This window comes from Halobacillus sp. ABD4_316 (assembly GCF_056161385.1).
The window spans coordinates 1-19,903 of the sequence record NZ_JBSWZA010000007.1 but is presented as its reverse complement, the minus strand read 5'-3'; the positions used below and the strand labels follow the sequence as shown (position 1 = coordinate 19,903).

Annotated in this window: 23 protein-coding genes; 12 read left to right on the top strand and 11 right to left on the bottom strand. The window is 47.1% G+C overall.

Annotated features, from left to right (window positions below; all coding sequences use genetic code 11):
• Positions 1-81 precede the first annotated feature (81 nt).
• Positions 82-696: a PH domain-containing protein gene (locus ACXAJH_RS18590; RefSeq protein WP_474970310.1), complete on the top strand. Its 615-nt coding sequence runs from the start codon at positions 82-84 to the stop codon at positions 694-696.
• 113 nt (positions 697-809) lie between these two features.
• Here the strand turns inward: ACXAJH_RS18590 and ACXAJH_RS18585 are convergent, their stop codons facing one another.
• From ACXAJH_RS18585 to nadB, 5 genes are all read right to left on the bottom strand, one after another.
• Positions 810-995 carry an H-type small acid-soluble spore protein gene (locus ACXAJH_RS18585; protein ID WP_474970311.1) on the bottom strand — a complete coding sequence of 62 codons (186 nt, stop codon included), beginning with the start codon at positions 993-995 and terminating at the stop codon, positions 810-812.
• A 57-nt stretch (positions 996-1,052) separates the two neighbouring features.
• Positions 1,053-1,649: a TetR/AcrR family transcriptional regulator gene (locus ACXAJH_RS18580; RefSeq protein WP_474994904.1), complete on the bottom strand. Its 597-nt coding sequence runs from the start codon at positions 1,647-1,649 to the stop codon at positions 1,053-1,055.
• Between the two features lie 74 nt (positions 1,650-1,723).
• The gene (gene nadA, locus ACXAJH_RS18575) at positions 1,724-2,830 is read right to left on the bottom strand and encodes a quinolinate synthase NadA (RefSeq protein ID WP_474994902.1); all 1,107 of its coding nucleotides are present in this window, start codon (positions 2,828-2,830) and stop codon (positions 1,724-1,726) included.
• Positions 2,827-3,678 carry a carboxylating nicotinate-nucleotide diphosphorylase gene (nadC, locus tag ACXAJH_RS18570; RefSeq protein ID WP_474970314.1) on the bottom strand — a complete coding sequence of 284 codons (852 nt, stop codon included), beginning with the start codon at positions 3,676-3,678 and terminating at the stop codon, positions 2,827-2,829. Before nadC ends, nadA begins: the two co-directional genes overlap by 4 nt.
• Positions 3,653-5,209, bottom strand: a complete 1,557-nt coding sequence (gene nadB, locus ACXAJH_RS18565) for an L-aspartate oxidase (RefSeq protein ID WP_474994900.1) — start codon at positions 5,207-5,209, stop codon at positions 3,653-3,655. The genes nadC and nadB overlap by 26 nt, the downstream gene beginning before the upstream one ends.
• Before the next feature lie 98 nt (positions 5,210-5,307).
• Here nadB and ACXAJH_RS18560 point away from each other — a divergent pair, with 98 nt between their 5' ends.
• A complete protein-coding gene (locus ACXAJH_RS18560) occupies positions 5,308-6,432 on the top strand; it encodes an IscS subfamily cysteine desulfurase (RefSeq protein ID WP_474970316.1) in 1,125 nt (374 codons plus the stop codon).
• A 57-nt stretch (positions 6,433-6,489) separates the two neighbouring features.
• Positions 6,490-6,981, top strand: coding sequence for a large conductance mechanosensitive channel protein MscL (mscL, locus tag ACXAJH_RS18555; protein ID WP_474970317.1), 492 nt, complete (start codon positions 6,490-6,492; stop codon positions 6,979-6,981).
• 39 nt (positions 6,982-7,020) lie between these two features.
• Here the strand turns inward: mscL and ACXAJH_RS18550 are convergent, their stop codons facing one another.
• Entirely contained in the window at positions 7,021-7,233 is a 213-nt protein-coding gene (locus ACXAJH_RS18550) for a hypothetical protein (RefSeq protein ID WP_474970318.1), read from the bottom strand.
• A 256-nt stretch (positions 7,234-7,489) separates the two neighbouring features.
• Between ACXAJH_RS18550 and ACXAJH_RS18545 the strand changes: the two genes are divergently transcribed.
• Positions 7,490-8,668 carry an MFS transporter gene (locus ACXAJH_RS18545; RefSeq protein ID WP_474970473.1) on the top strand — a complete coding sequence of 393 codons (1,179 nt, stop codon included), beginning with the start codon at positions 7,490-7,492 and terminating at the stop codon, positions 8,666-8,668.
• Positions 8,669-8,805: 137 nt separating this feature from the next.
• Here ACXAJH_RS18545 and ACXAJH_RS18540 read toward each other — a convergent pair whose 3' ends face one another.
• Both ACXAJH_RS18540 and ACXAJH_RS18535 read right to left on the bottom strand, forming a co-directional pair.
• A complete protein-coding gene (locus tag ACXAJH_RS18540) occupies positions 8,806-9,234 on the bottom strand; it encodes a BrxA/BrxB family bacilliredoxin (RefSeq protein WP_027953252.1) in 429 nt (142 codons plus the stop codon).
• Positions 9,235-9,246: 12 nt separating this feature from the next.
• On the bottom strand, positions 9,247-10,386 hold the full coding sequence (locus tag ACXAJH_RS18535; RefSeq protein ID WP_474970319.1) for a conserved virulence factor C family protein: 1,140 nt from the start codon (positions 10,384-10,386) through the stop codon (positions 9,247-9,249).
• A gap of 180 nt (positions 10,387-10,566) precedes the next feature.
• Here ACXAJH_RS18535 and ACXAJH_RS18530 point away from each other — a divergent pair, with 180 nt between their 5' ends.
• The 3 genes from ACXAJH_RS18530 to ACXAJH_RS18520 are packed head-to-tail and all read left to right on the top strand — an operon-like array spanning position 10,567 to position 12,892.
• Positions 10,567-11,484 (top strand): ABC transporter ATP-binding protein, encoded by a 918-nt coding sequence (locus tag ACXAJH_RS18530; RefSeq protein WP_474970320.1) that lies wholly within the window; start codon positions 10,567-10,569, stop codon positions 11,482-11,484.
• Positions 11,477-12,427, top strand: coding sequence for an ABC transporter permease (locus tag ACXAJH_RS18525; RefSeq protein ID WP_474970321.1), 951 nt, complete (start codon positions 11,477-11,479; stop codon positions 12,425-12,427). The genes ACXAJH_RS18530 and ACXAJH_RS18525 overlap by 8 nt, the downstream gene beginning before the upstream one ends.
• A gap of 18 nt (positions 12,428-12,445) precedes the next feature.
• Positions 12,446-12,892, top strand: a complete 447-nt coding sequence (locus ACXAJH_RS18520; protein WP_474970322.1) for a DUF4064 domain-containing protein — start codon at positions 12,446-12,448, stop codon at positions 12,890-12,892.
• Positions 12,893-12,922: 30 nt separating this feature from the next.
• Here the strand turns inward: ACXAJH_RS18520 and ACXAJH_RS18515 are convergent, their stop codons facing one another.
• Positions 12,923-13,099 (bottom strand): hypothetical protein, encoded by a 177-nt coding sequence (locus ACXAJH_RS18515; protein WP_474970476.1) that lies wholly within the window; start codon positions 13,097-13,099, stop codon positions 12,923-12,925.
• A gap of 120 nt (positions 13,100-13,219) precedes the next feature.
• Here ACXAJH_RS18515 and ACXAJH_RS18510 point away from each other — a divergent pair, with 120 nt between their 5' ends.
• Positions 13,220-14,125, top strand: coding sequence for a formate/nitrite transporter family protein (locus tag ACXAJH_RS18510; RefSeq protein ID WP_474970323.1), 906 nt, complete (start codon positions 13,220-13,222; stop codon positions 14,123-14,125).
• Positions 14,126-14,347: 222 nt separating this feature from the next.
• Here ACXAJH_RS18510 and ACXAJH_RS18505 read toward each other — a convergent pair whose 3' ends face one another.
• Positions 14,348-14,818: a DinB family protein gene (locus tag ACXAJH_RS18505; protein ID WP_027953246.1), complete on the bottom strand. Its 471-nt coding sequence runs from the start codon at positions 14,816-14,818 to the stop codon at positions 14,348-14,350.
• 188 nt (positions 14,819-15,006) lie between these two features.
• On the opposite strand from ACXAJH_RS18505, the gene ACXAJH_RS18500 reads away from it, so the two are divergent.
• Positions 15,007-15,771, top strand: coding sequence for a MerR family transcriptional regulator (locus ACXAJH_RS18500; RefSeq protein ID WP_474994898.1), 765 nt, complete (start codon positions 15,007-15,009; stop codon positions 15,769-15,771).
• A 42-nt stretch (positions 15,772-15,813) separates the two neighbouring features.
• On the opposite strand, the gene ACXAJH_RS18495 is transcribed toward ACXAJH_RS18500, so the two are convergent.
• Positions 15,814-16,866 carry a class I SAM-dependent methyltransferase gene (locus ACXAJH_RS18495; RefSeq protein ID WP_474994896.1) on the bottom strand — a complete coding sequence of 351 codons (1,053 nt, stop codon included), beginning with the start codon at positions 16,864-16,866 and terminating at the stop codon, positions 15,814-15,816.
• A gap of 261 nt (positions 16,867-17,127) precedes the next feature.
• Between ACXAJH_RS18495 and ACXAJH_RS18490 the strand changes: the two genes are divergently transcribed.
• The 3 genes from ACXAJH_RS18490 to ACXAJH_RS18480 all read left to right on the top strand — a co-directional run bounded on the left by ACXAJH_RS18490 (position 17,128) and on the right by ACXAJH_RS18480 (position 19,304).
• Positions 17,128-17,907 carry a 3D domain-containing protein gene (locus tag ACXAJH_RS18490; protein WP_474970474.1) on the top strand — a complete coding sequence of 260 codons (780 nt, stop codon included), beginning with the start codon at positions 17,128-17,130 and terminating at the stop codon, positions 17,905-17,907.
• Between the two features lie 250 nt (positions 17,908-18,157).
• Entirely contained in the window at positions 18,158-18,313 is a 156-nt protein-coding gene (locus ACXAJH_RS18485) for a hypothetical protein (protein WP_169516172.1), read from the top strand.
• A gap of 190 nt (positions 18,314-18,503) precedes the next feature.
• The gene (locus tag ACXAJH_RS18480) at positions 18,504-19,304 is read left to right on the top strand and encodes an SDR family NAD(P)-dependent oxidoreductase (RefSeq protein ID WP_474970326.1); all 801 of its coding nucleotides are present in this window, start codon (positions 18,504-18,506) and stop codon (positions 19,302-19,304) included.
• Positions 19,305-19,903 lie beyond the last annotated feature (599 nt).

The following is a 19,903-nucleotide window of genomic DNA, read 5'->3' as shown; positions in this document are numbered from 1 at the left end:
TTCGGGAATTTTCTATCCACGGAAGGGAATGGACGTTGTCTGTCGAATGATGTAGAAGAAGAATTTAAAGGAGGTTTCCCTATGTTTAAAAAGCTGGCCAGTGATGCCCTCGGGTTGAGTGATATCGGGAGAATTATTTCTAAAGAAGATTTTGATAAGACCCAGTCGGATGATTTTGTCCTGACGGAAGATGGAGAAAAGATCCACTTTCTGATCAAATCAAAAAGTGATGAGTACTGCTTTACCAACCGGGCCCTCATTCACCTGGACGGGGAGAAAGCCTCCAGCAGCAAACGGAATATTCTGCGCTACGACTATTACAAAAATCCGATTCGAAACGTAACCATAGAAACCGCAGGAACCATCGACCTTGATCTGGAAATCAAATTTGCCATCGGCAGTCAGTCCATGAGTATTGATATTGCTAAAGATGAAGGCGAGGCCATTGCCGATCTTTATAAATCCCTTACAGCGATTTCTCAGATTCAGGAAGACCATCAGCTCCATGCGGAATATGCGAGAGAAAGTCTGGAGGCTGCCCGTGATCTTCTGCGCGAAAACAGGTTCCATGACAATCAAGTCTCCTCTGAGTTTAAGGAATCCGTAACGTTCACCTATGATTGGCTCGCTCAAAAGCACACCGAGCATACACGCAAGGATTTCAGGGAGATCTTCGAAAAGTACATCCAGAATTAAGTTCTCTGCGCAGTATAATAAGAGGGCCGTCCTCTGATGATCCTGGTTATAAAAAAGCCTGTAAAGACATCGTGTCTTTACAGGCTTTTTGTATATTTAGTTATTCATCCCGTTCACTGATCCAGTTCTTTGAGTTCGTACAACGGAACTTTCTGAACGATATTCGGCTGATCCGTCGGGTGAATCCTCGCCATTTCACTGCGTTCTATCACTTCTTCAATATAAATTTCCCGGTCCTTATGATGGACCTGGATCCTATCAGGGGAATGAAAGATTTCTTTGGCGCGTTCTTTGTTCATCATGGAGACCTCCTGTCGTTTACGTTTACTGTCTGCCTCCACGACGGTTTATATGCATCACCGCCCGATAATGAAATCGAGCTTTCTTTTGATTCCGTTCAAAAACATCTCCAGGGAAACTTCCTCTTCATACACGTACAATAGAAACTCGAAAGCCAGGGAACTGTACATGATTTCGGCAGCCTGATTGGCGTTAAAATCCGCGGGCAGCAGCTCTTTTTCCTTCATCTCATTCAAAAGAACGATCATTTCGTCCACCAGCATGAAGTCGATACCGATCATTTTTCTGCGATTTTCGGCGTCGCCTTCCATCACGGGGAAGAGGCTGTTCATCATTTCTTTGAACACGGATTTATCCATCGACGTGAACTCCTTCATCCGGTTCCATAAGTACATATAAATCATTTCCGCCGGCTCTTGATTCGTCGATGGATGGACCTCTACAGAGGTGGTCTCCAGCTGCTGAATAAAGCTTTCAGAAAAGGAATCAATAAACAAATCCATCAGGGATGGGTAGGTACGGGCAGCTGACACTTCAGAAACTTCCGCTTGTCCGGCGATTTCCTTTACGCTCGTTCCACTGAATCCTTTGGTGGAAAAGAGGCTGTAGGCCGCCTTCAGCATCCGCTGCTGTTCTTCTTCGTTCATGTGCATAGGGATCAGCTCCTTCAAAACAGTAAGTACTCTCCTTTTGAGTGTACGCTCTTTTGCAGGAAATGCAACGGAATCTAAGCGTGATCCAACATCCGGTTCAAGGCAAGACGTGCCGGCCCGGCCACTTGTTCGGCCACTTTGATCCGGTTCGGAGGTTGGCCTTCAGCCAGCGTTTCGAGAGCCCATGCCAAATGGGGGAGGTCAATCCGATTCATCGTCAAGCATGGACACATCCTTGGGTTAAGTGAAAGGATATGCTTGTCCGGGTGCTCCTGGATGATCCGGTTTACGAGGTTCATTTCCGTTCCGATTGCCCATGCGCTGCCCGGAGGAGACTGTTCGATAGACTGGATAATCATATTAGTGGATCCGGAAATGTCAGACGCTTCGACAACCTCTCTTGAGCACTCCGGGTGGACGATGATCTTCATATCCGGATATTCCGCACGAATGTGATCCACATTCACGGTGGTGAAATTTTCATGAACAGAGCAGTGTCCTTTCCATAAGATAACCTGGACCTCATCCATGGGGCCGCTGCCCACCAGCTCTTCCTGAACCGGATCCCATACGGCCATTTTTTCTAGAGGAATTCCAAGCTCGAAGGCTGTATTCCTGCCCAGATGTTGATCAGGGAGGAATAACAGGCGCGGTTTTTGGTTGAACGCCCACGTCACCATATCCGCTGCATTCGATGACGTGACTGTCGCCCCACCATGTTCCCCGACGAACGATTTAATCGCAGCTGTGGAATTTACATAGGTGAGAGGAAGAATCGTGTCTCCAAACAAAGCCGTCAACTGCTCCCATGCCCGTTCCGTTTGGCGGATATCAGCCATGTCAGCCATGGAACACCCTGCCCGCATATCGGGGAGGAAGACGTGCTGATCTTCTCTTGTTAAAAGGTCCGCCGTTTCCGCCATAAAGTGAACACCACAAAAAACGATGGCTTCCGCCTCGTGCTGAGTGGCGGATAGTTGGGCAAGCTTTAACGAATCTCCGCGGGCATCAGCAAATTGGATGACTTCATCTTTTTGGTAGTGGTGTCCGGGAATGAATAACCGAGGACCCCATTCTTGTTTCACTCGTATAATCATCTCTTCAAGCTCTTCATCAGCCATCCTCTTGTACCGTTCAGGCAGGGAGGGGCGTGTCGAATTCAAAGTTTCAAAAAGGTTCATAACATCTCCTCCTTCATTAAAACCGCCCGGGCGCTGAAATCAAGCGATCGGACGCTGTGGGTTAAAAAGCCGAGGGAAATGTAGTCCACGTTCAAATGGCGGTAAGTGGAAAGGTTGTCCAGATGGATGCCGCCGGAAACTTCGGTCGTGATGGTCTCTGGAATAGAAGGAAGCATCCGTTCAATGTCTTCAGGAAGACGGTTATCAAACATAAGGACGTCCACCCCCGCATCCACCGCTTCCAGCACCTGTTCGTCTGTCTCGGTTTCCACTTCGATGTTCACCATATGGCCGGTTTTTGCTTTGATATGCTGGACGGCGTTTGTAAGAGATCCATAAAAAGCGATGTGGTTGTCTTTTAACAGGACAGCATCATATAGTCCGAAGCGGTGATTGTATCCGCCACCGGCGCGGACGGCTTCCTTTTCAAACATCCGCAGCCCCGGCGTCGTTTTCCTCGTGTCACAAAGACGGATCTTTGGATTCCCGAGGGTCCGGACAGCTTTCCTGGTCAGAGTGGCGATGCCGCTCAGCCGCTGAATGCAGTTAAGGACGACCCTTTCCCCTTTCAGAAGATCCGTCATCGGTCCGTAAACCTCAGCCAGACAGGTGCCCGGCTGGAATTCGTCTCCGTCCTGGACAAGCACCTTTGTTCTAACCTTTTCGTTGAGGAGATGGTAGCTGTCTGTAACCACCCATCCTCCGCAGAATATTCCTTTTTCTTTAGCGGTGATGCGCAGCATGCCGTGCTGATCGGCAGGAAACAGCAGATCCGTACTGACATCGTAATCTCCAATATCCTCGATTAAGAAATCCTTCAGTTTATCCAAGCGTTTGATGCGGTTCATCATTCGTCTCCTTTGTGTGGGATTGAAGCAGGATGGTCTGGTCCTTCCACTCTGCCTGTTCTTCGGGATAGTCAGAACGAAAATGACTGCCTCGGCTTTCCTTTCGTTCCAAAGCAGCGGTCGTAATCAACCGGGCTGTATGGAGCAGGAATAAAACCGTTACCTGCTCCTTCGTCAACATCCCTTTATCAAAACCATGACCCGTTGGGAAAGAGTCCAGCCATTTTTTATGGGCATGCAGATCCTTATGGTTTCTTACAATTCCTGCTGCTTCCATCGTCCGCTTCTGAATAACCTGCCGTTCAGGGAGATGAAGGGGAACGGCAGGCGGCGGACTTTTTTTCCGTCGCTGCGAGGGGAGAGAGGATGACAGGGAGTTCAAAAACCGTGCGGCTCTTCTGCCGAAAACGAGGCCTTCCAACAGGGAATTGCTCGCCAGTCGGCTGGCACCATGGACTCCTGTACAGGCGTTTTCTCCAACAGCATATAATCCGGGAACGTTCGTCCTGCCCCTGTCATCTGTTTTGACCCCTCCCATAATAAAATGACACCCAGGTGCCACAGGAATCAGACCTTGCTGAAGGTCGACCTGATGCTTCAGGCAGAGGGCGGTGATGGAAGGAAACCGTTCCTGAAAACGAGGCACGTGCCGGATGTCCAAAAAGACCGGCCGGCCTTTTTGACGGTGGTGAAAGATGGTCTGAGCCGTCACATGGCGCGGGGCAAGATCTTCCATCGGGTGGATCCCTTTCATGATTCTTCTGCCGGTCTCATCGACAAGCACAGCTCCCTCTCCTCGTACAGCTTCGGAAATTAACCCGGCGCCCTGCCCGTTAATGTAAAGAAGGGTGGGGTGAAACTGGATATACTCCATATCAATCAACTCCGCTCCAGCCTCAAAAGCAAGAGCGATGCCGTCCCCTTCAGCGGATGCTGCATTGGAAGTACAGGCATACACCTGGCCGCACCCTCCTGCAGCGAGGACGGTATGGGGAGAAAGGAAGGTATGGATCTTCCCGTATGCATCCTTACTTCGTGCACCAAAACATTCTCTCTGATCGTTGATAAGTAATTCAAAAACGAACTGATTTTCCAGAACAGTTACGTTTGGCGGCAGCACATCTGCCAAGCATTCCACAAGCCTCCTGCCGGTTTGATCTCCCCCTCCGTGGACAATGCGGCTTTGTCCATGGGCGCCTTCCCGTCCCAGCTGAAACTGTCCCAGTGAATCTTTATCGAATGCGCAGCCGATAGAAGCCAGATCATGGATGACGGAGTTCGCTTCCCGGATCATAATGTGAAGGGGCCGCGATGCATTGGTAAAGCGGCCGGCTTTAACGGTGTCGTTGTAATGGGAGGAAGGGCTGTCATCCCCGCCAAGTGCTGCCGCAACTCCGCCCTGCGCCAAGAAAGAATTGCTGTGTTGTAATGTAGACTTTGTGAGTAATATCACATTCATTGTCGGACGAAGGTGTCTGGCAAGCTGTAAAGCAGAAGCGCCGCTTCCAATGATCAAAACATCTGCATCCATGTCGTTCCCTCCTGTTAATATATATACATATGTATTGACACTAATGTTCACATAAATTTAAACTGAAGGCAAGCGTTTGTTGAACAGGGGGATCGATCATGAATCGATATTTTGATTATGCGGCCACAAGTCCGGTGGATCCAGAGGCATTGGAGGCTTATGTCCATGCTGCCACTCACTACTATGGAAATACGCAAAGTCTCCACGATGCAGGAACAAAAGCTTCCTCATTATTGGAACACTGCCGGAAGAAGCTTGGGGAACTCCTTCACGTCCCGTATGAAGGAATTGCTTTTACGAGTGGAGGAACAGAAAGTAATGAACTGGCTGTATCGGCATTAATAAGGGCACTTAACAGTCAGCATCTTGTCATTTCCGGAGGGGAACATTCTTCCATTCACAATCTGGCAGAGCGGATGAAAGGACAGGGCATCCGAGTGACGATCATCCCGCTGCATCCAAATGGGCAGGTCGATCTTACAAAACTGGAAAAAGCCCTGTATGATGAACCTGCTGTCGTCGCTCTTCACCATGTCAATGGAGAAATCGGGTCCATTCAGCCAGTGGAAGAAGCTGTCCATACGGCAAGGAAGTATGGATCTCTGCTCCACTGTGACTGCGTACAGTCCTTTGGGAAAATTTCCTTAAGCACCATCGGATCCATTGTGGACAGTTTATCGGTTTCCAGCCACAAAGTGTCCGGGCCCAAGGGGACAGGGGCTGTATACATACGTCCTGATCTTTCCTTTCAGCCTCTTACCCCAAACGTGACCCATGAAAAAGGGGTACGCCCGGGAACCGTGGATGTACCGGGGGCCGCCGGATTCGTTACGGCTGCGGAAAAAGCAGTCAAGCACCTCCCTGTACGTGCTGCTTATCATCAACAATTAAAAACATCTTTTCTTGAGGAGTTAACAACTGGATATTGGCAGCTGGCCGGAGACACCGAACATCAGCCTGTGCCCATCATAGGTCTGATGATCGATAACCATCAGGGGCAGTGGATGATGCTGGAAGGCAGCCGGAAAGGGTACTTCTTTTCGACGGGCAGCGCCTGCCGCACCCATACGCAGCAGCCATCGTATACGTTAAGCGCCATGGGGGTGAAAGAAGAAGACGCGAAGTCTTTTATTCGGATATCCTTCAGCCATCACCATTCAAAAACGGATATCCTCGATCTTGCCCATCATCTGAATCAGTATCTGCCTCGGGAGCACGTTTGAAAGGCAGGGACATGCTTCCTATTTTTCTTTCATACAATGAGGGAAAGGGGGGATAGGATGGGGATTTTTCATGAATTCAAACAGTTCACCATCCGGGGAAGCGCTGTCGATATGGGGGTTGGAATGGTGCTTGGAGCTGCATTCAGCGGTTTTATCGACTCCCTCGTCACCGACCTGCTTCTTCCTCCCATCGGTGTTCTGTATTCCAGTATGAATTTCGAAAATATGTTCATCAGTCTGGACGGCTTGTTTTACCCTTCCCTCGCGGCAGCGAAGGAAGCAGGAGCGGCAACCATCAATTATGGACTTTTTCTTACCGCTTTCATCCGTTTCGTCATTATTCTATTTGCTGTCTTCCTCGTTGTAAGGCAGATGAATCGTTGGAAGAAACCACACCAGCACCCGCTGGACGGCCTGACAAAAAAAGAGTGTCCGTACTGTTGTCTTCCTATTCCGCCCCGGGCAGTCATCTGTCCGCATTGTTCATCCTCGCTGGAAGAGCAGAAAATTTCCTCCCGGACACATGGCACGACGTGGAGAATCAAATAAAAAGGCGCAGTGATGACACTGCGCCTTTGGTTATGTGCGTTATTCAGCTGATTCTTCCTCAGATTCTTCTTCAGAACCCTCTTCGGAATCTTCGCCTTCCATTTCAGAGGAATCCTCTGATTCTGTATCACCGGATTCCTGCTCTTCTGTCTGCTCTTCCTCTGTGTTGCCTTCCTCTTCACTTTCTCCGCCGCATGCTGCCAGTGTTAAAACAGAAACCATACCTAAAGCCAGTAACCATTTCTTCAACATCAATAAACTCCCCTTTCAAAATTGAGGTACGTCCACAAGATACCTCCTCATTGTTAAGATAAATTGAATAACTTGTTATATTATGGTAAAGTCTGATAATTTAAAAAGATTTGGTTCATTGGTCGGGTGACTTTAGGAGGGATTTATTTCCTGAGGAGTGGAGGGAGAGATTCAATGATTTGGGACATCCTACAACTATGAAGATGTAGGAGGTGCCGCTTTGGATAACAAAGTCAGCGGCTGGTGTCTCGTCAGTATGGCTTCTATACCTCTTGTGATGACGCTTGGCAATTCCATGTTGATTCCTGTACTTCCGATTTTTGAAAAGAAGGTAGGCATTACGTCTTTCCAGTCCAGTACGATCATTACCAGCTATTCCATTGCTGCTATTATTCTCATCCCTATTGCCGGTTATTTATCGGACCGCTTCGGGAGGAAGATGATCATCCTGCCCAGTCTCGTACTGGCTTTTATCGGGGGTTTGATTGCTGGTTTTGCATCCTGGAAGCTGGAGGAGCCGTTTCTATGGATCACCATCGGCCGCGTCCTTCAGGGAATGGGAGCAGCGGGAGCAACGCCCATTATCCTTCCGCTTGTGGGGGATTTGTACAAGGATGATGATGCAAAGGCAAGCTCATGCCTGGGGATCATTGAAACATCCAATACGTTCGGGAAAGTGCTCAGTCCTATTTTGGGAGCAGCTTTTGCAGCCGTCTTATGGTTTTTACCATTTTTCTCGATCTCTTTTTTCAGCCTCATCTCAATTGTTTTAGTCTTTTTCTTTATTCAGGTGCCAAAAGGCGGGGAAGAAAAACCCCGGCCTTTTAAGCAGTTTATTAAAAAAACGAAAGAAATTTTTAAGCGGGAGGGGGCATGGTTATATCCTGTTTTTCTTATTGGTGCCTATGCCATGCTCGTTTTATTTGCCGTCTTGTTTTTTATGTCGGATATGCTGGAGAAGGTCCATGATATTAAAGGAGTAAAAAAAGGATTTGTGCTGGCCATTCCTTTATTCACCTTGTGTATGTCTGCTTTCATCACAGGGAGAAAGATTAAGGGAGATACTGACGTCATGAAAAAGGTGCTCCTTTTTTCTCTGCTGACGGCCGCTGGTAGTGTCGTATTTACAGGCTATATGCATGAGCGGCTGGTATGGCTGCTTGTCGTAACAAGTATCCTCGGCACGTCTATCGGGGCGATGCTGCCTACGCTGGATGCTTTGATTACAGAAGGGATTGAGAAGGAGGAAAGGGGGACCATCACCTCGTTTTACAGCTCTTCAAGGTTTATCGGAGTAGCCGCAGGTCCTCCGCTGATGTCTCTTCTGATGAAAGAATATATGAACGTCAGCTATATGGCGGCAGGGGCAGCAGGGGCTTTGTTGTTTATCATCGTATGGAAGCTTGTGCAGCCTGACAACCAAAAAACAGCATAAACCAGACGGTCGATAGTGTTCGCGGCCGTCTTTTTTTGATAGAGATCATCCGGCCCCGCCCTTAAAAGTCATCCTTTCTGGAAGGATGAAAAAAGCCTGCAGGAAAACATGCGGTTTTCTCTGCAGGCTGAAAGGTTTCAGCAGTATTCGTTGTAGGCCTTCGTCAGGTTCGCGGTAATTTCCTCGACCTCATAATCTTCGATGTCTTCTCTTGGAATGAAGTGGACGACCTGTCCGTCTTTCAATAAAGCCATGGAAGGAGAGGAGGGTTCGTACCCTTCGAAGTAATCACGCATACGCGCAGTCGCTTCGCGGTCCTGTCCGGCAAATACGGTAACAAGGTGTTCCGGTGCCTTTTCGTTGTTCAATGATTCTCTTGCAGATGGGCGCGCAAGTCCTGCAGCACAGCCGCAGACGGAATTGACGACAACGAGGGATGTTCCCTTCGTTTCGCCGATGAATGTATCGACTTCTTCCGGTGTTGTTAATTCAGTAAAGCCGGCGTTCGTTAATTCATCACGCATCGGCTGGGAGATTTCTTTCATATACTGCTCATATGGGTTCATGGGGTGGACCTCCTATTGTTGTTTTTGCTGAGTGGCCTGTGTCATCTGATGCCACACAGATCCTTTGGCTTCTTCTCCGCCTTCAATTCTTTCTATAGCCATATTCACCTGCAGGCGTACTTCGAATTCCGGGTCATCCGCCGCTTTTCTTAAGGCAGGCAGAGCAGATTCATCTCCGAGTTCGTAAAGGAACATGGCTGCACGCCAGCGGACAAGCTTGTTGGAATCACTTAGAGATTCCATCATTTTGGGCATGGCTTCCTTGAAGCCGAGGTCGGATAAGCAGTCGCCGGCTGTGCGCCGGACAGTGACTGTCTTATCATTCAATGCTTTGTACAAATAAGGAAGGGTTTCCAGCTCTTCGATCATGCCGAGATAAGCAGTCGCAAGCCTGCGGATCGAAGCTTTCCCGTCATCAAGCGCTTTATCGAGAATCCGGTAATCCTCAGCTGTCGGATCCATTTGATCCAGAGCGGCATACCGGACCTTCCAATCGTCATGATCCAGAGTCTCCAAGGTAATGGAGGCTTGTTTTTCCTGATTATCTTCGACAGGAATCTCCTCATCAAACGCTTGTTTAACGAGCGTTTCCAGTCGGTTTTGATCATAGCTTGCGGAAATCTCTTCTTTTACCTGTTCCCCGATTTCCTGGACATCACCGTAACGCGGGCTCTGCTCGACCCACTTTCGTTCCATAATCATGTTTGGAGAGGCAGGAGAGGCTTTCATAGCCGCTTCCATAAAACGTTCAGGAAGTCCTACCCGCGTCTCCTCGTCCCCTTCTTCGAGTTTCACCTGCATCGGAAGTCCTTTGAACATTTGGATGAAGACGCGTACTTCGCCGAAATGCTCGTCCGGCTGAACGGGTTCTTCCGTCTGTTCTGCCGCTTCTGCCTCGCCAAAGACTTCACGTACTTGGGGAAGAATAGCTTCCCAGGACACACGGGCATTTCTCTCGAGGGCTATGAAGTCGGTCACATGATAGGCTCCCTTGACGCCTTCCACAGCAAAGAGCTGCTGGATGAAATTCGGGGATTGTTCATGGTCGTCCCCTTTTTTGTAGTTATGCGTTTCGCCGTCCGGGAGTGTCTCACTTAAGTTAATCTTCATGGAGTTCGGACTGGGTGTTGGTTCAATCGAAACAATTCTCATTCAACATTCCCCCTAAACGTTCCTTATCTTTTCATTTTACCAAAGATAAGCAGCAGCATCCAAAAATCCTCCTTCTGTCCATTCGGGCATTTGGATGAAGGGGGAACAACGAAAAATGAAACCATTTGTGAAATAAAGACGTATGTATATTGGAGACTAAGAAAAAAGGAGGGGAAAGAAATGTCGGAAGCAGTCATGCAGCTGAAGAATGTTAAGAAGACCATCGGCAGGAAAGAAATCATCAAAGGGTTGGATTTTGATATCCATGCTGGAGAGGTTTTCGGTTTTCTTGGTCCGAACGGGGCTGGAAAAACAACTACAATCCGAATGATGGTCGGATTGATTGAAATGACCGAAGGCGATGTTGTAATTAAGGGACACAGCATAAGCAGAGAATTCAAGCAGGCGGTCCGCCACGTTGGTGCCATCGTTGAAAATCCGGAGATGTACCCGTTCCTAAGTGGCTGGAAAAACCTTGTTCACTATGCAAGAATGATGCCGGGGATTACAGAAGAGAGAATTCATGAGGTGGTCAAACTTGTCGGCCTTGAAAATCGGATCAAGGAAAAAGCAGGGAAGTATTCCCTCGGCATGAGACAGCGTCTTGGTATTGCCCAGGCCCTTCTCCATAATCCATCCGTATTGATTCTGGATGAGCCGACCAACGGACTGGATCCATCAGGTATCAGGGAAATCCGTGCCTACATAAGAAAACTTGCGGAAGAAGAAGGAGTGGCCGTCATCGTATCCAGTCACATCCTTTCCGAGATGGAAATGATGTGTGACCGGATGGGCGTGATTAAAAATGGCGAGCTGATTTCCATCCAGATGGTTCACGAAGCACACCAGAGCGAGGATGTCGAAGTCGTATTCACGGCATCACCGGTCGGTCAGAGTGCCGCAGCCTTGAAAGAGTTGACGGGTAAAGACGTAGAGGCCGGGGAAGAGACATTGACCGTCCAGATGACAAAAGAGGCGATCCCTGACGTCGTTTCCGGGCTCGTTCAAAAAGGGATCCGGATTTATGGAGTAAATATCCACCGCTCCACACTCGAGGATAAATTCTTAGATTTGATTGGAGAGGGAGCCATTGAGTAATTTTTTTCAATTAGTCAAAAATGAATGGATGAAGCTGCTCCATCAGAAATCCACCTGGATTATGATGGTAATCCTGGCCGTGCTGGTTTTAGGGGCGGGCATCCTTTTTAAAGTGGATGCAGCCTTTACGAACGGCGACGTGCCGAGCGGGGATAACTGGAAGCAGGAATTGCAGGAGCAGAACGAACAATTGATGGAGGATCCCACAGGAGAAGTAGAATATCCGAACTACCGGAATATGGAGGAGAACCAGTATCGGATTGATAACGATCTTGCACCGACCGCATATAACGGCTGGGACTTTGTCGGAGATAATCTGGGACTCTCTGCACTTGTCGGCTTGTTTGCTATTATTGTAGGTGCGGGAATTGTTGCAAATGAATTTCGCTGGGGAACGATCAAGCTGTTATTGATCCGTCCGATTACTCGGCTGAAAATTCTATTGTCCAAATACGTTACAGTCCTTACATACGCGCTGGCCATGATGGTGTTTTTGTATGTGTTCTCGTTGATTACGGGCGCTGCTCTGTTCGGTCTCGAAGGTTTTTCAGAAACTTACGTCTATCAACAGAATGGTGACTATCAAAACACAGGGTTGTTTTCTTTTTCATTGTTGAAATATGGTTTGAGCTTTATAGAATTAACCATTATGACGACTTTTGCATTCATGATTGCTGCTATATTCCGGAACACATCGCTTGCCATCGGTTTAAGCATTTTCTTGATGATGGCCGGAAGTTCCATCATTTTCTTCCTTATTGAAAAGGAATGGGCGAAGTTTATTCTTTTCGCTAACACGAACTTGAACCAGTTTTTCGAGGGATCACCGATCATTCCCGATCTGACTCTTGGGTTTTCTGTAACGGTTTTAGCGGTATATTATATAGTATTCCTGCTATTATCCTGGGTATTTTTCACGAAGCGCGACATCGCTGGATCATAATTAAAGGAGGAATTGGATATGAAACGAACAGCAGAAATTGTACTTACGGTTATCGGTATTGTCTTGTTTGGACTGCCTGTTATTTTGAGCGGGGTCCTTTTGAATGCAAAGGATAATCCGCAGGTGCGTCAGGAACTAGAGAGCTTTATGAATTCTCCGGAAATGCAGATGGAAGGTCAAATGAACATCAATCAAATTGTAGACGCTATGGGATCTTTTGCAATGTTTGTCCTCATCGCTTCGCTGATTGCCATCGGCTTGGGAATACTGGCAATCGTCTTCCTTAAAGGGGATAAAAAGCCGAAAGCCGCGGGTATCATTCTGATCATTACCGCTGTCATCTTCACCTTTGCCACCTTCGGCATGGGTCTTTTCGGAGCGGCAGCCTTCCTGATTGCAGGAATCGTCGCTCTTGTTCGTAAGAAGAAATCTACCGTAGAAGATGGAGGCACAATCGATTATTAAGGAAAAAGCACAGCCGCGGCTGTGCTTTTTTTAATCCATGTAGCGGTTCTGCTCGTCCACTTCGGCAGCCTGGCGGTCATACACACGCCCGTACTGGGGTTGGAATCCACTCCCTCCACAAATCCGGCACGTGTAACGCCATGCCTCATCGTCCATTAATAATCCTTCGCCGTTACAGGCGAGGCACAATTTGTCCTGTGTCATCACTCAGATCCATCCTTCCTTTCTCCTGCTTTCCTGCTCTTACTTTTTCACAGGGAGAATTTGTTATGCAGGGATTATGTTTTTTCAGAACGGGGAATGCAGTAATCATTGGAGGGATGAGTCATGAGCAGGGAAGAGGATTACGTGGAAGAACAGGAAGAGCATGAAGAGATAAAAAACGGAAAAAAAATAGACCGGCCCGGCCGGCAGTTTTATATTCCATCCCAGATCGTCGACGAATTCGGGGAAAAGGGAAGAGATCACTTAAATAAACCGTTCAGGGCCCAGTTTCTGCTGGCTTTGACAGCGGGCTCCTTTATGACCTTCGGGGCGGTGTTCTCCATCCTTCTTGCTGTTGGAGTGGAGACGAAAGGACTTTACCATCTGCTATCCGGCCTCGGATTCGCCGCCGGGTATTCGATGGTGTTCATTTCGGGAGCGGTTTTGTTTACAGAAGTCAACGTTCTTCTGCCCTCCTACTTATTTAACAAGCAGGGATTAATGAGCAGGAATATTTATAAATTCTGGCTGTCCTCTTATGTAGGTAACATTCTTGGTGCCTTTATGGTAGCTGTACTCATTTATATGTCCGGCTCTTTATCCACTACGTTCAATACTGAACTATCCATGTATCTGGATCACAAAATGAAATTTCTTGATCATGGATGGAAAGGTTGGTTCCAGATTCTGATTTCCGGGGTGCTGGCCAACTGGCTGATTGGTATGGCCGCGTTCCTGACAACGGCTGCCCGCGATATTACAGGGAAAATACTGGGAACGATGCTGCCGGTTATCCTGTTTGTTGCTGGTAACTTCCAGCACAGTGCAGCAAATATGGGCTATTTCAGCATGGGTTTTCTAATTTCAGATCAATACACATGGTATGAATACATCCTTCTTAATCTGCTTCCCGCCAGTATCGGGAACTTGATTGGAGGAGGGATTCTCGTTTCCCTGCTGTTTTCCTACGCCTATAAGGAAGATATCCAGACCACACTCGGGAGAACCAATGGTTCAAAGAAAAAATAAGACAAAAGCCTGCGGAGAAACCCCTGTTTCCCCGCAGGCTTTTTTTCTTGCCGTCAGGAGCACCACTTCTTGAAAGTACCTTAGGCATCCACTGATAAGCAGAACGTGCCCCTCCATACGACATACGGCCAACTCTACCTGGATAACACGGACTTTTTTCCGTGGAGACTTCGATGTTTAGAGGCGCTTGGTGATGATGACTATGAAAACAGGTCTCTATTTTCATTCAAACAGCAGCACTTCAAGGTCTTTGTTGTAGGAATGCACCAGCATAGCCTGCAGCTGCCCGCGGTGATGGTACATATGAGCAACGATCTGGACGAGCCATTCATACCGGGTGTAGCGTACGTCCCACCAGGAGGTCGTCTCTTCCTGGAGTTCTTCTTCTGTATAATATTCAAACTGGGCTTTCAACTGGGCAAAGTTATGAAAAAGATGATCGAGAATTTCCTCTTTCGTTTTCATGTTGACCGTTTCATAGAACCTCTCCATCTTTTCTTTTGAGGCCCCTTCTGTTATGTATCCGTCGGCCGCCGGAATAGTGGCCATATGGGCCAGCAGTTCGCCGATGGAGTATTTGCCCCGGGTCGGCCTTAACTGCATATCTTCTTCTGTCAGCTGACCAATAATTTCAGAAAGGGAGGCGATGACTACTTCCAACTGATGAAACGCACTTTGGCAATACATATTCATAAGAACACAACCTCATTTATAATGGTATTTCATGTTTTACTTCTGCGGATTCTGTCTGAATTCCTTTTTGAGGTGAAAAACTACATAGAACGACGAAATAAGTGTTTTTTTTCAATGCCCTGTTTCGTGAAAAAGGATTGACCCTTACGCTGCGTGAGCGCTTATGGTTAAAGAGGAGGTGATGATCGATGTACAAAGTGAAGGAAATGGCGGAACTTGCCGGCACCAGTATCCGGGCGCTCCATCATTATGATGAGATCGGCCTGCTCACGCCCAAATGGACAAACGAGAAAGGCTATCGGTTTTACGGAGAGGATGAAGTGAAAAAACTTCAACAGATTCTTTTTTTCAAAGAGATGGACTTACCGCTTGCCAGGATTCAGCAGATTATCGAAAATCCGGATTTCAATGAAGCGGAAGCCCTGTCCCAGCATAGAACGGTGCTCATGAAGAAAAAAGAACGACTGGAAAAACTGATCTCGTCTGTCGATCAATCCCTTCAGTCCCTGCAAGGAGGAAAAGAGATGACACATGAAGACAGATTCACGCCCTTTAACAAAGAGGAAATCGAAAAGCACCAGCAGCAGTATACTGCTGAGGTAGAGGAGCGGTGGGGGCATACTTATGCCTACAAAGAGTCGAAGAGAAGAACAGATCAGTATAAAGACGAGGACTGGAAAAAAATCCAGGAAGAAAGCATGGCTATTGACCGGAGCCTCTCGGCGAGAATGAAGGATGGACCCGCTAATTCAGAGGTGCAGCGGTTGATTGGTGAAAAGCGCAGACATATAACCGATCATTTTTATCCGTGTACACTGGAAATATTCAGGGGACTGGGAAGCATGTATGTGCACGATCCGCGATTCAAGAAAAATCTGGAGCAGTGGGGAGAAGGGTATGCCGCTTTTCTTCATGAAGCCATCGACATTTATTGTGACCGAGTGTCCTCGTGAAAAAAGGTGGAGGCGGCCCGTATGGGCGGCCTCCATCTTTTTTTACCGCGGGCGGCAGATCAGTCCGTTATGAACTTTGATATAACCGTGCCTGAGGATATCAAAGCCGTTCTCATACATATATAAACCCATCTGTTCAACGGTCATCAGTTCTCTGTAAGTATGATTCATCACATCAGCCATTACATGGTAATACAGGCGGGACCGGAGCTGGTTCCTCGGAGTTGTAAGAACGGCATAGCCGTTGTCCTTCAAAAAACGCCTGTGCCAGTCTACCGCTTCCTGTTTATACTCATCAGGGAAATGCTCCAGCAGACCTACCGAAAGTACGATGTCGAATTCTTTCCCATAAGGAAGGTTCCGGATATCGTTCACCACATATTCAATGTTCAAGTCATCCTTGTAGACGATTTTATCCTGGCCAGTTTTTGGGTTGTGTCCGAGAAAAGGGTAGCTTTCCGGAAACTCAGCAAAACGTGTCGTTTTGCAGTATTCATCGTAATCAACCATGACAATTTCTGCACCGGGGTACATGGCAGCGAGCTGCATGGCTTCATATCCTTCCGCAGCTCCGAGAAAAAGAATACGGGGGCGGTGGACGAGCAGTCCCTGGAACAGGGCTCTTTTTCCCCGTGGATCCCAAATGCCGTCCTGGATTCGGTGCACGTAGTTCCATAAGTGCAGTCGTACAAGGTTTCCGAGTGCCTGATTTACTTCAGACGATTGAAACGAACGAAGACTGCTCAGGAATTCCTGTTTGGTCCGGTCTTTTTCCTCGGGTACATCTTTCATGAACCACTCATGAAAGGCTCTGTTGAAATAGGTCCATGAGGTGTGAGGATCCATCGTTACTTCGTTGGATTGTTCCCATTCCTTCCGTTCTTTGGCGTACCTTTTTACTTCGAAAGGTTTTCCGACGTCTTTCCAGGACAACAGTGACCAGTCGGACACCGTATTGACGCGGACGAACTTATTGTATTCCTTTTCCGAATATTTCCTGAGGTCAACGCGATGCCGGGGGAGGACAACTGTATTTCCGACATCCTCTTCACGGTAAGGTTTGGATGACTGGTTTTCGAGTACGGCTTCCTTCATCAACGATCCCACCTTTTCCTTTATTAGGTTCACTATACTTATTTTTGTAAACGTTTACAATATTTCGCTTCATTATATGGGCATCCTTCTTTCTTCTATATATTACAGACTGGTAAAGTCCTTGTAATGTATGAAACGTATTTGTTGCTCTTCTGTTATTGGAATCCTCGCTGTACATGTTAGAGTAGGTCTTGTGATTTTAAAGCAGCGCTTAGCCGAGAGCTGAGCGAGACTGTTTACCAAGGAGGAAATTGAATCATGATGAAAAAAACTATCGTTTCTTTGGCGGCGGTCGCATCGGTTTCGGCAGTAACAGCAACAGCAGTAAGTGCAGAAGAAGTAACAGTGAATAAAGGAGACACACTTTGGGGCATTGCTCAAAACCATAATGTGTCTGTGCAAGATATAAAAAATAACAACGGATTAAACTCTAACTTAATTTTCCCGAATCAAACGCTGACCGTAAACGGAGGCAACAATAATGGACAAGCTTCCTCATCCAGCGATGTCCACAAAGTCGTTTCCGGCGACACACTATTCAGTATTGGTCAAGACAATGGCGTGAGTGTAGAACAGCTTCAGGCCTGGAACAACATTGATTCCCATTTAATCTACCCTGGCGAAGAGCTTTCTCTTCAAGGCTCGGCTGTAGAAACGTCTACAGAGCAGAGCGCTCCTGAAAGCCATTCATCTGATCAAGAGGCAGAAGCTGAACAGACATCAGCAAATCCTGCCGGTGGGGACGAAGCCGTTAAAACAATGACAATGGAAGCGACAGCTTATACAGCGTTTTGTGAAGGCTGCTCCGGTACGACAGCAACCGGTATTGACCTTAGAGCCAACCCGGACCAGAAAGTGATCGCTGTCGACCCTGATGTGATTCCGCTAGGTACAGAAGTTTATGTTGAAGGTTACGGCAAGGCTGTAGCCGGCGATATTGGTGGTGCGATCCAAGGGAACCGTATTGATGTTTATATGGAAGACCGTTCTGACGCGCTTGATTTCGGACGTAAATCTGTAGAAGTAAAAGTTTATGAATAATATAGAAGAAAGACGGCCCTGATCCGGGGCCGTCTTTTTTTACATTTGTTTGAGAAATGCTCTCCAATTAACGAAAATACGTTTAAAAATCAAACACAGCGGAAACCGTTGAGTAAGGATGATTCCTGATATAAAAGGATGTAATAGAAAAAATGCTATAAAACATAAATTTTGCTTGCATTAACGTCGTTTTACTAATAATATCAAGAGGAATCATTTCATATCCTAAAAAGAAAAGGAGGACACCACGATGACTCTGCTCTATTCAAAAGCCCGTGAGTTGTTCGATCAGGACTACAAAAACAGCCCTGAAGGTCAGGCACAGGAAAAAGGTAAAGGGGTAAAACGCACACGGAGTGGAAAGGTTCTTTTCTCTTTCCGTAAGCAGAATAACAAACGTAAATAACTTTAGACGTGGTGAAGCCAGCTATGAGAAGAAATATGAGACGAATAAACATGGCCGACTATTTAAAAAATAGAGTCCCATGGATCAGCGCTTATTTGACGGAATCAGTCAATAGGCGCTGATTTTTTTATGCAAAGGTTTAGGTCGTCCTCGTTGCGGTAATGGTGTAGTCACAAGGAGGCGGACAAGGATGACCATTTTTTCTAAAGAAGCTCTGAAGGGCGAACATATCATCGTAACGGGAGCAACAGGTGGAATTGGATATGAAGCAGCGAAGGAAATTGTCCGTGCAGGAGGACATGTAACCATTACCGGCCGGAACGAGGAAAAGCTTTCTTCATTGAGAGAGGATTGCGCCAGCATCAATGGGGCGGCACAGATTTATGTAAGTGTAGCGGATCTGAACAAGACGGAGGACCGAAAGAAAATTGTCCACGATGCAGCACAGGCCATCGGGCCCGTTACCGGAGTTGTCAACTCTGCGGGGATCATTGGCGGCGGGCCGCTGGAAGACCTCACAGAGGAGGAGATGCGGAAGGTCATGGAATTGAACTATTTTTCCACGGTTCTTTTTACTCAGGAAGCTTTTCAAATGATGAAGGCACACGGGAAAGGTTCGATCGTAAATTTGTCTTCACTTTCTGGTCTGCGAGGAACGCACAGCAATACAGCTTACAGTGCCTCGAAGTTCGCGATCACCGGCTTTACACAGTCTTTTGCGTTTGAGGCCATTGAACATGGGATCCGTGTAAATGCGGTCTGCCCGGGGTACGTGGATACAGCAATGGGGCAGGAAGCCATCCGTACAAAAGGAGAGAGGGAAGGAAGAAGCTACGAGGAGCAGCGGGCACTCGCTGAAGAGGGCATCCCGTCTGGGAGGTTAAGCAGCCCGGAAGAAGTCGCACGTTCAATCGTTTACTTGCTCTCTTCTGCTTCAGAAAACATTGTTGGAGAATCATTGAAAGTTTCAGGTGGGACGGTCATGAGATAAGGAACGGTTTCCCACTCTTTTGTTTTCCAAAGACTCAAACAGGGAAAAGATAACTATTCGCCTATTCTATAAGGAAAGGAGTGATTTCGATGGGACGGTTGATTCGAAAAGTAGCCAAGTATGGACCCATTGTCTATCCACTGATTAAGAAGTTTATGAGAAAAAGAAAAGGAAGATATTAAAACGTGCTGATACCAGCGCGTTTTTTTGTAGGAAGATCACCATGTATACGGTATTCTTCATCCTAATCTTAAAAAATATGAAAATACCACTTGTGTAATAAAGGACAGCCATGGTATATTATTAAACGTCGCATTAAGAGCGACTCAACGGAAAGAAATACGCCGTGAAAAACACAAAAATAGTTGTTGACTTCAATGACCATGCGTGTTAAATTAGTATTTGTCGCCGAAAACGACAGCCAAACGCTTTCTCAACTTAATGAAAAAAGTTGTTGACACGAAAAACAACACATGTTAAGATGATTGAGTCGCTGTTTTCAAACGGCCGACAACATTTGATCTTTGAAAACTGAACGAACCAACCAGTACGTCAAAACATTTCTTCTTTAATGAAGAAATTTGAAACAAGCACATTCG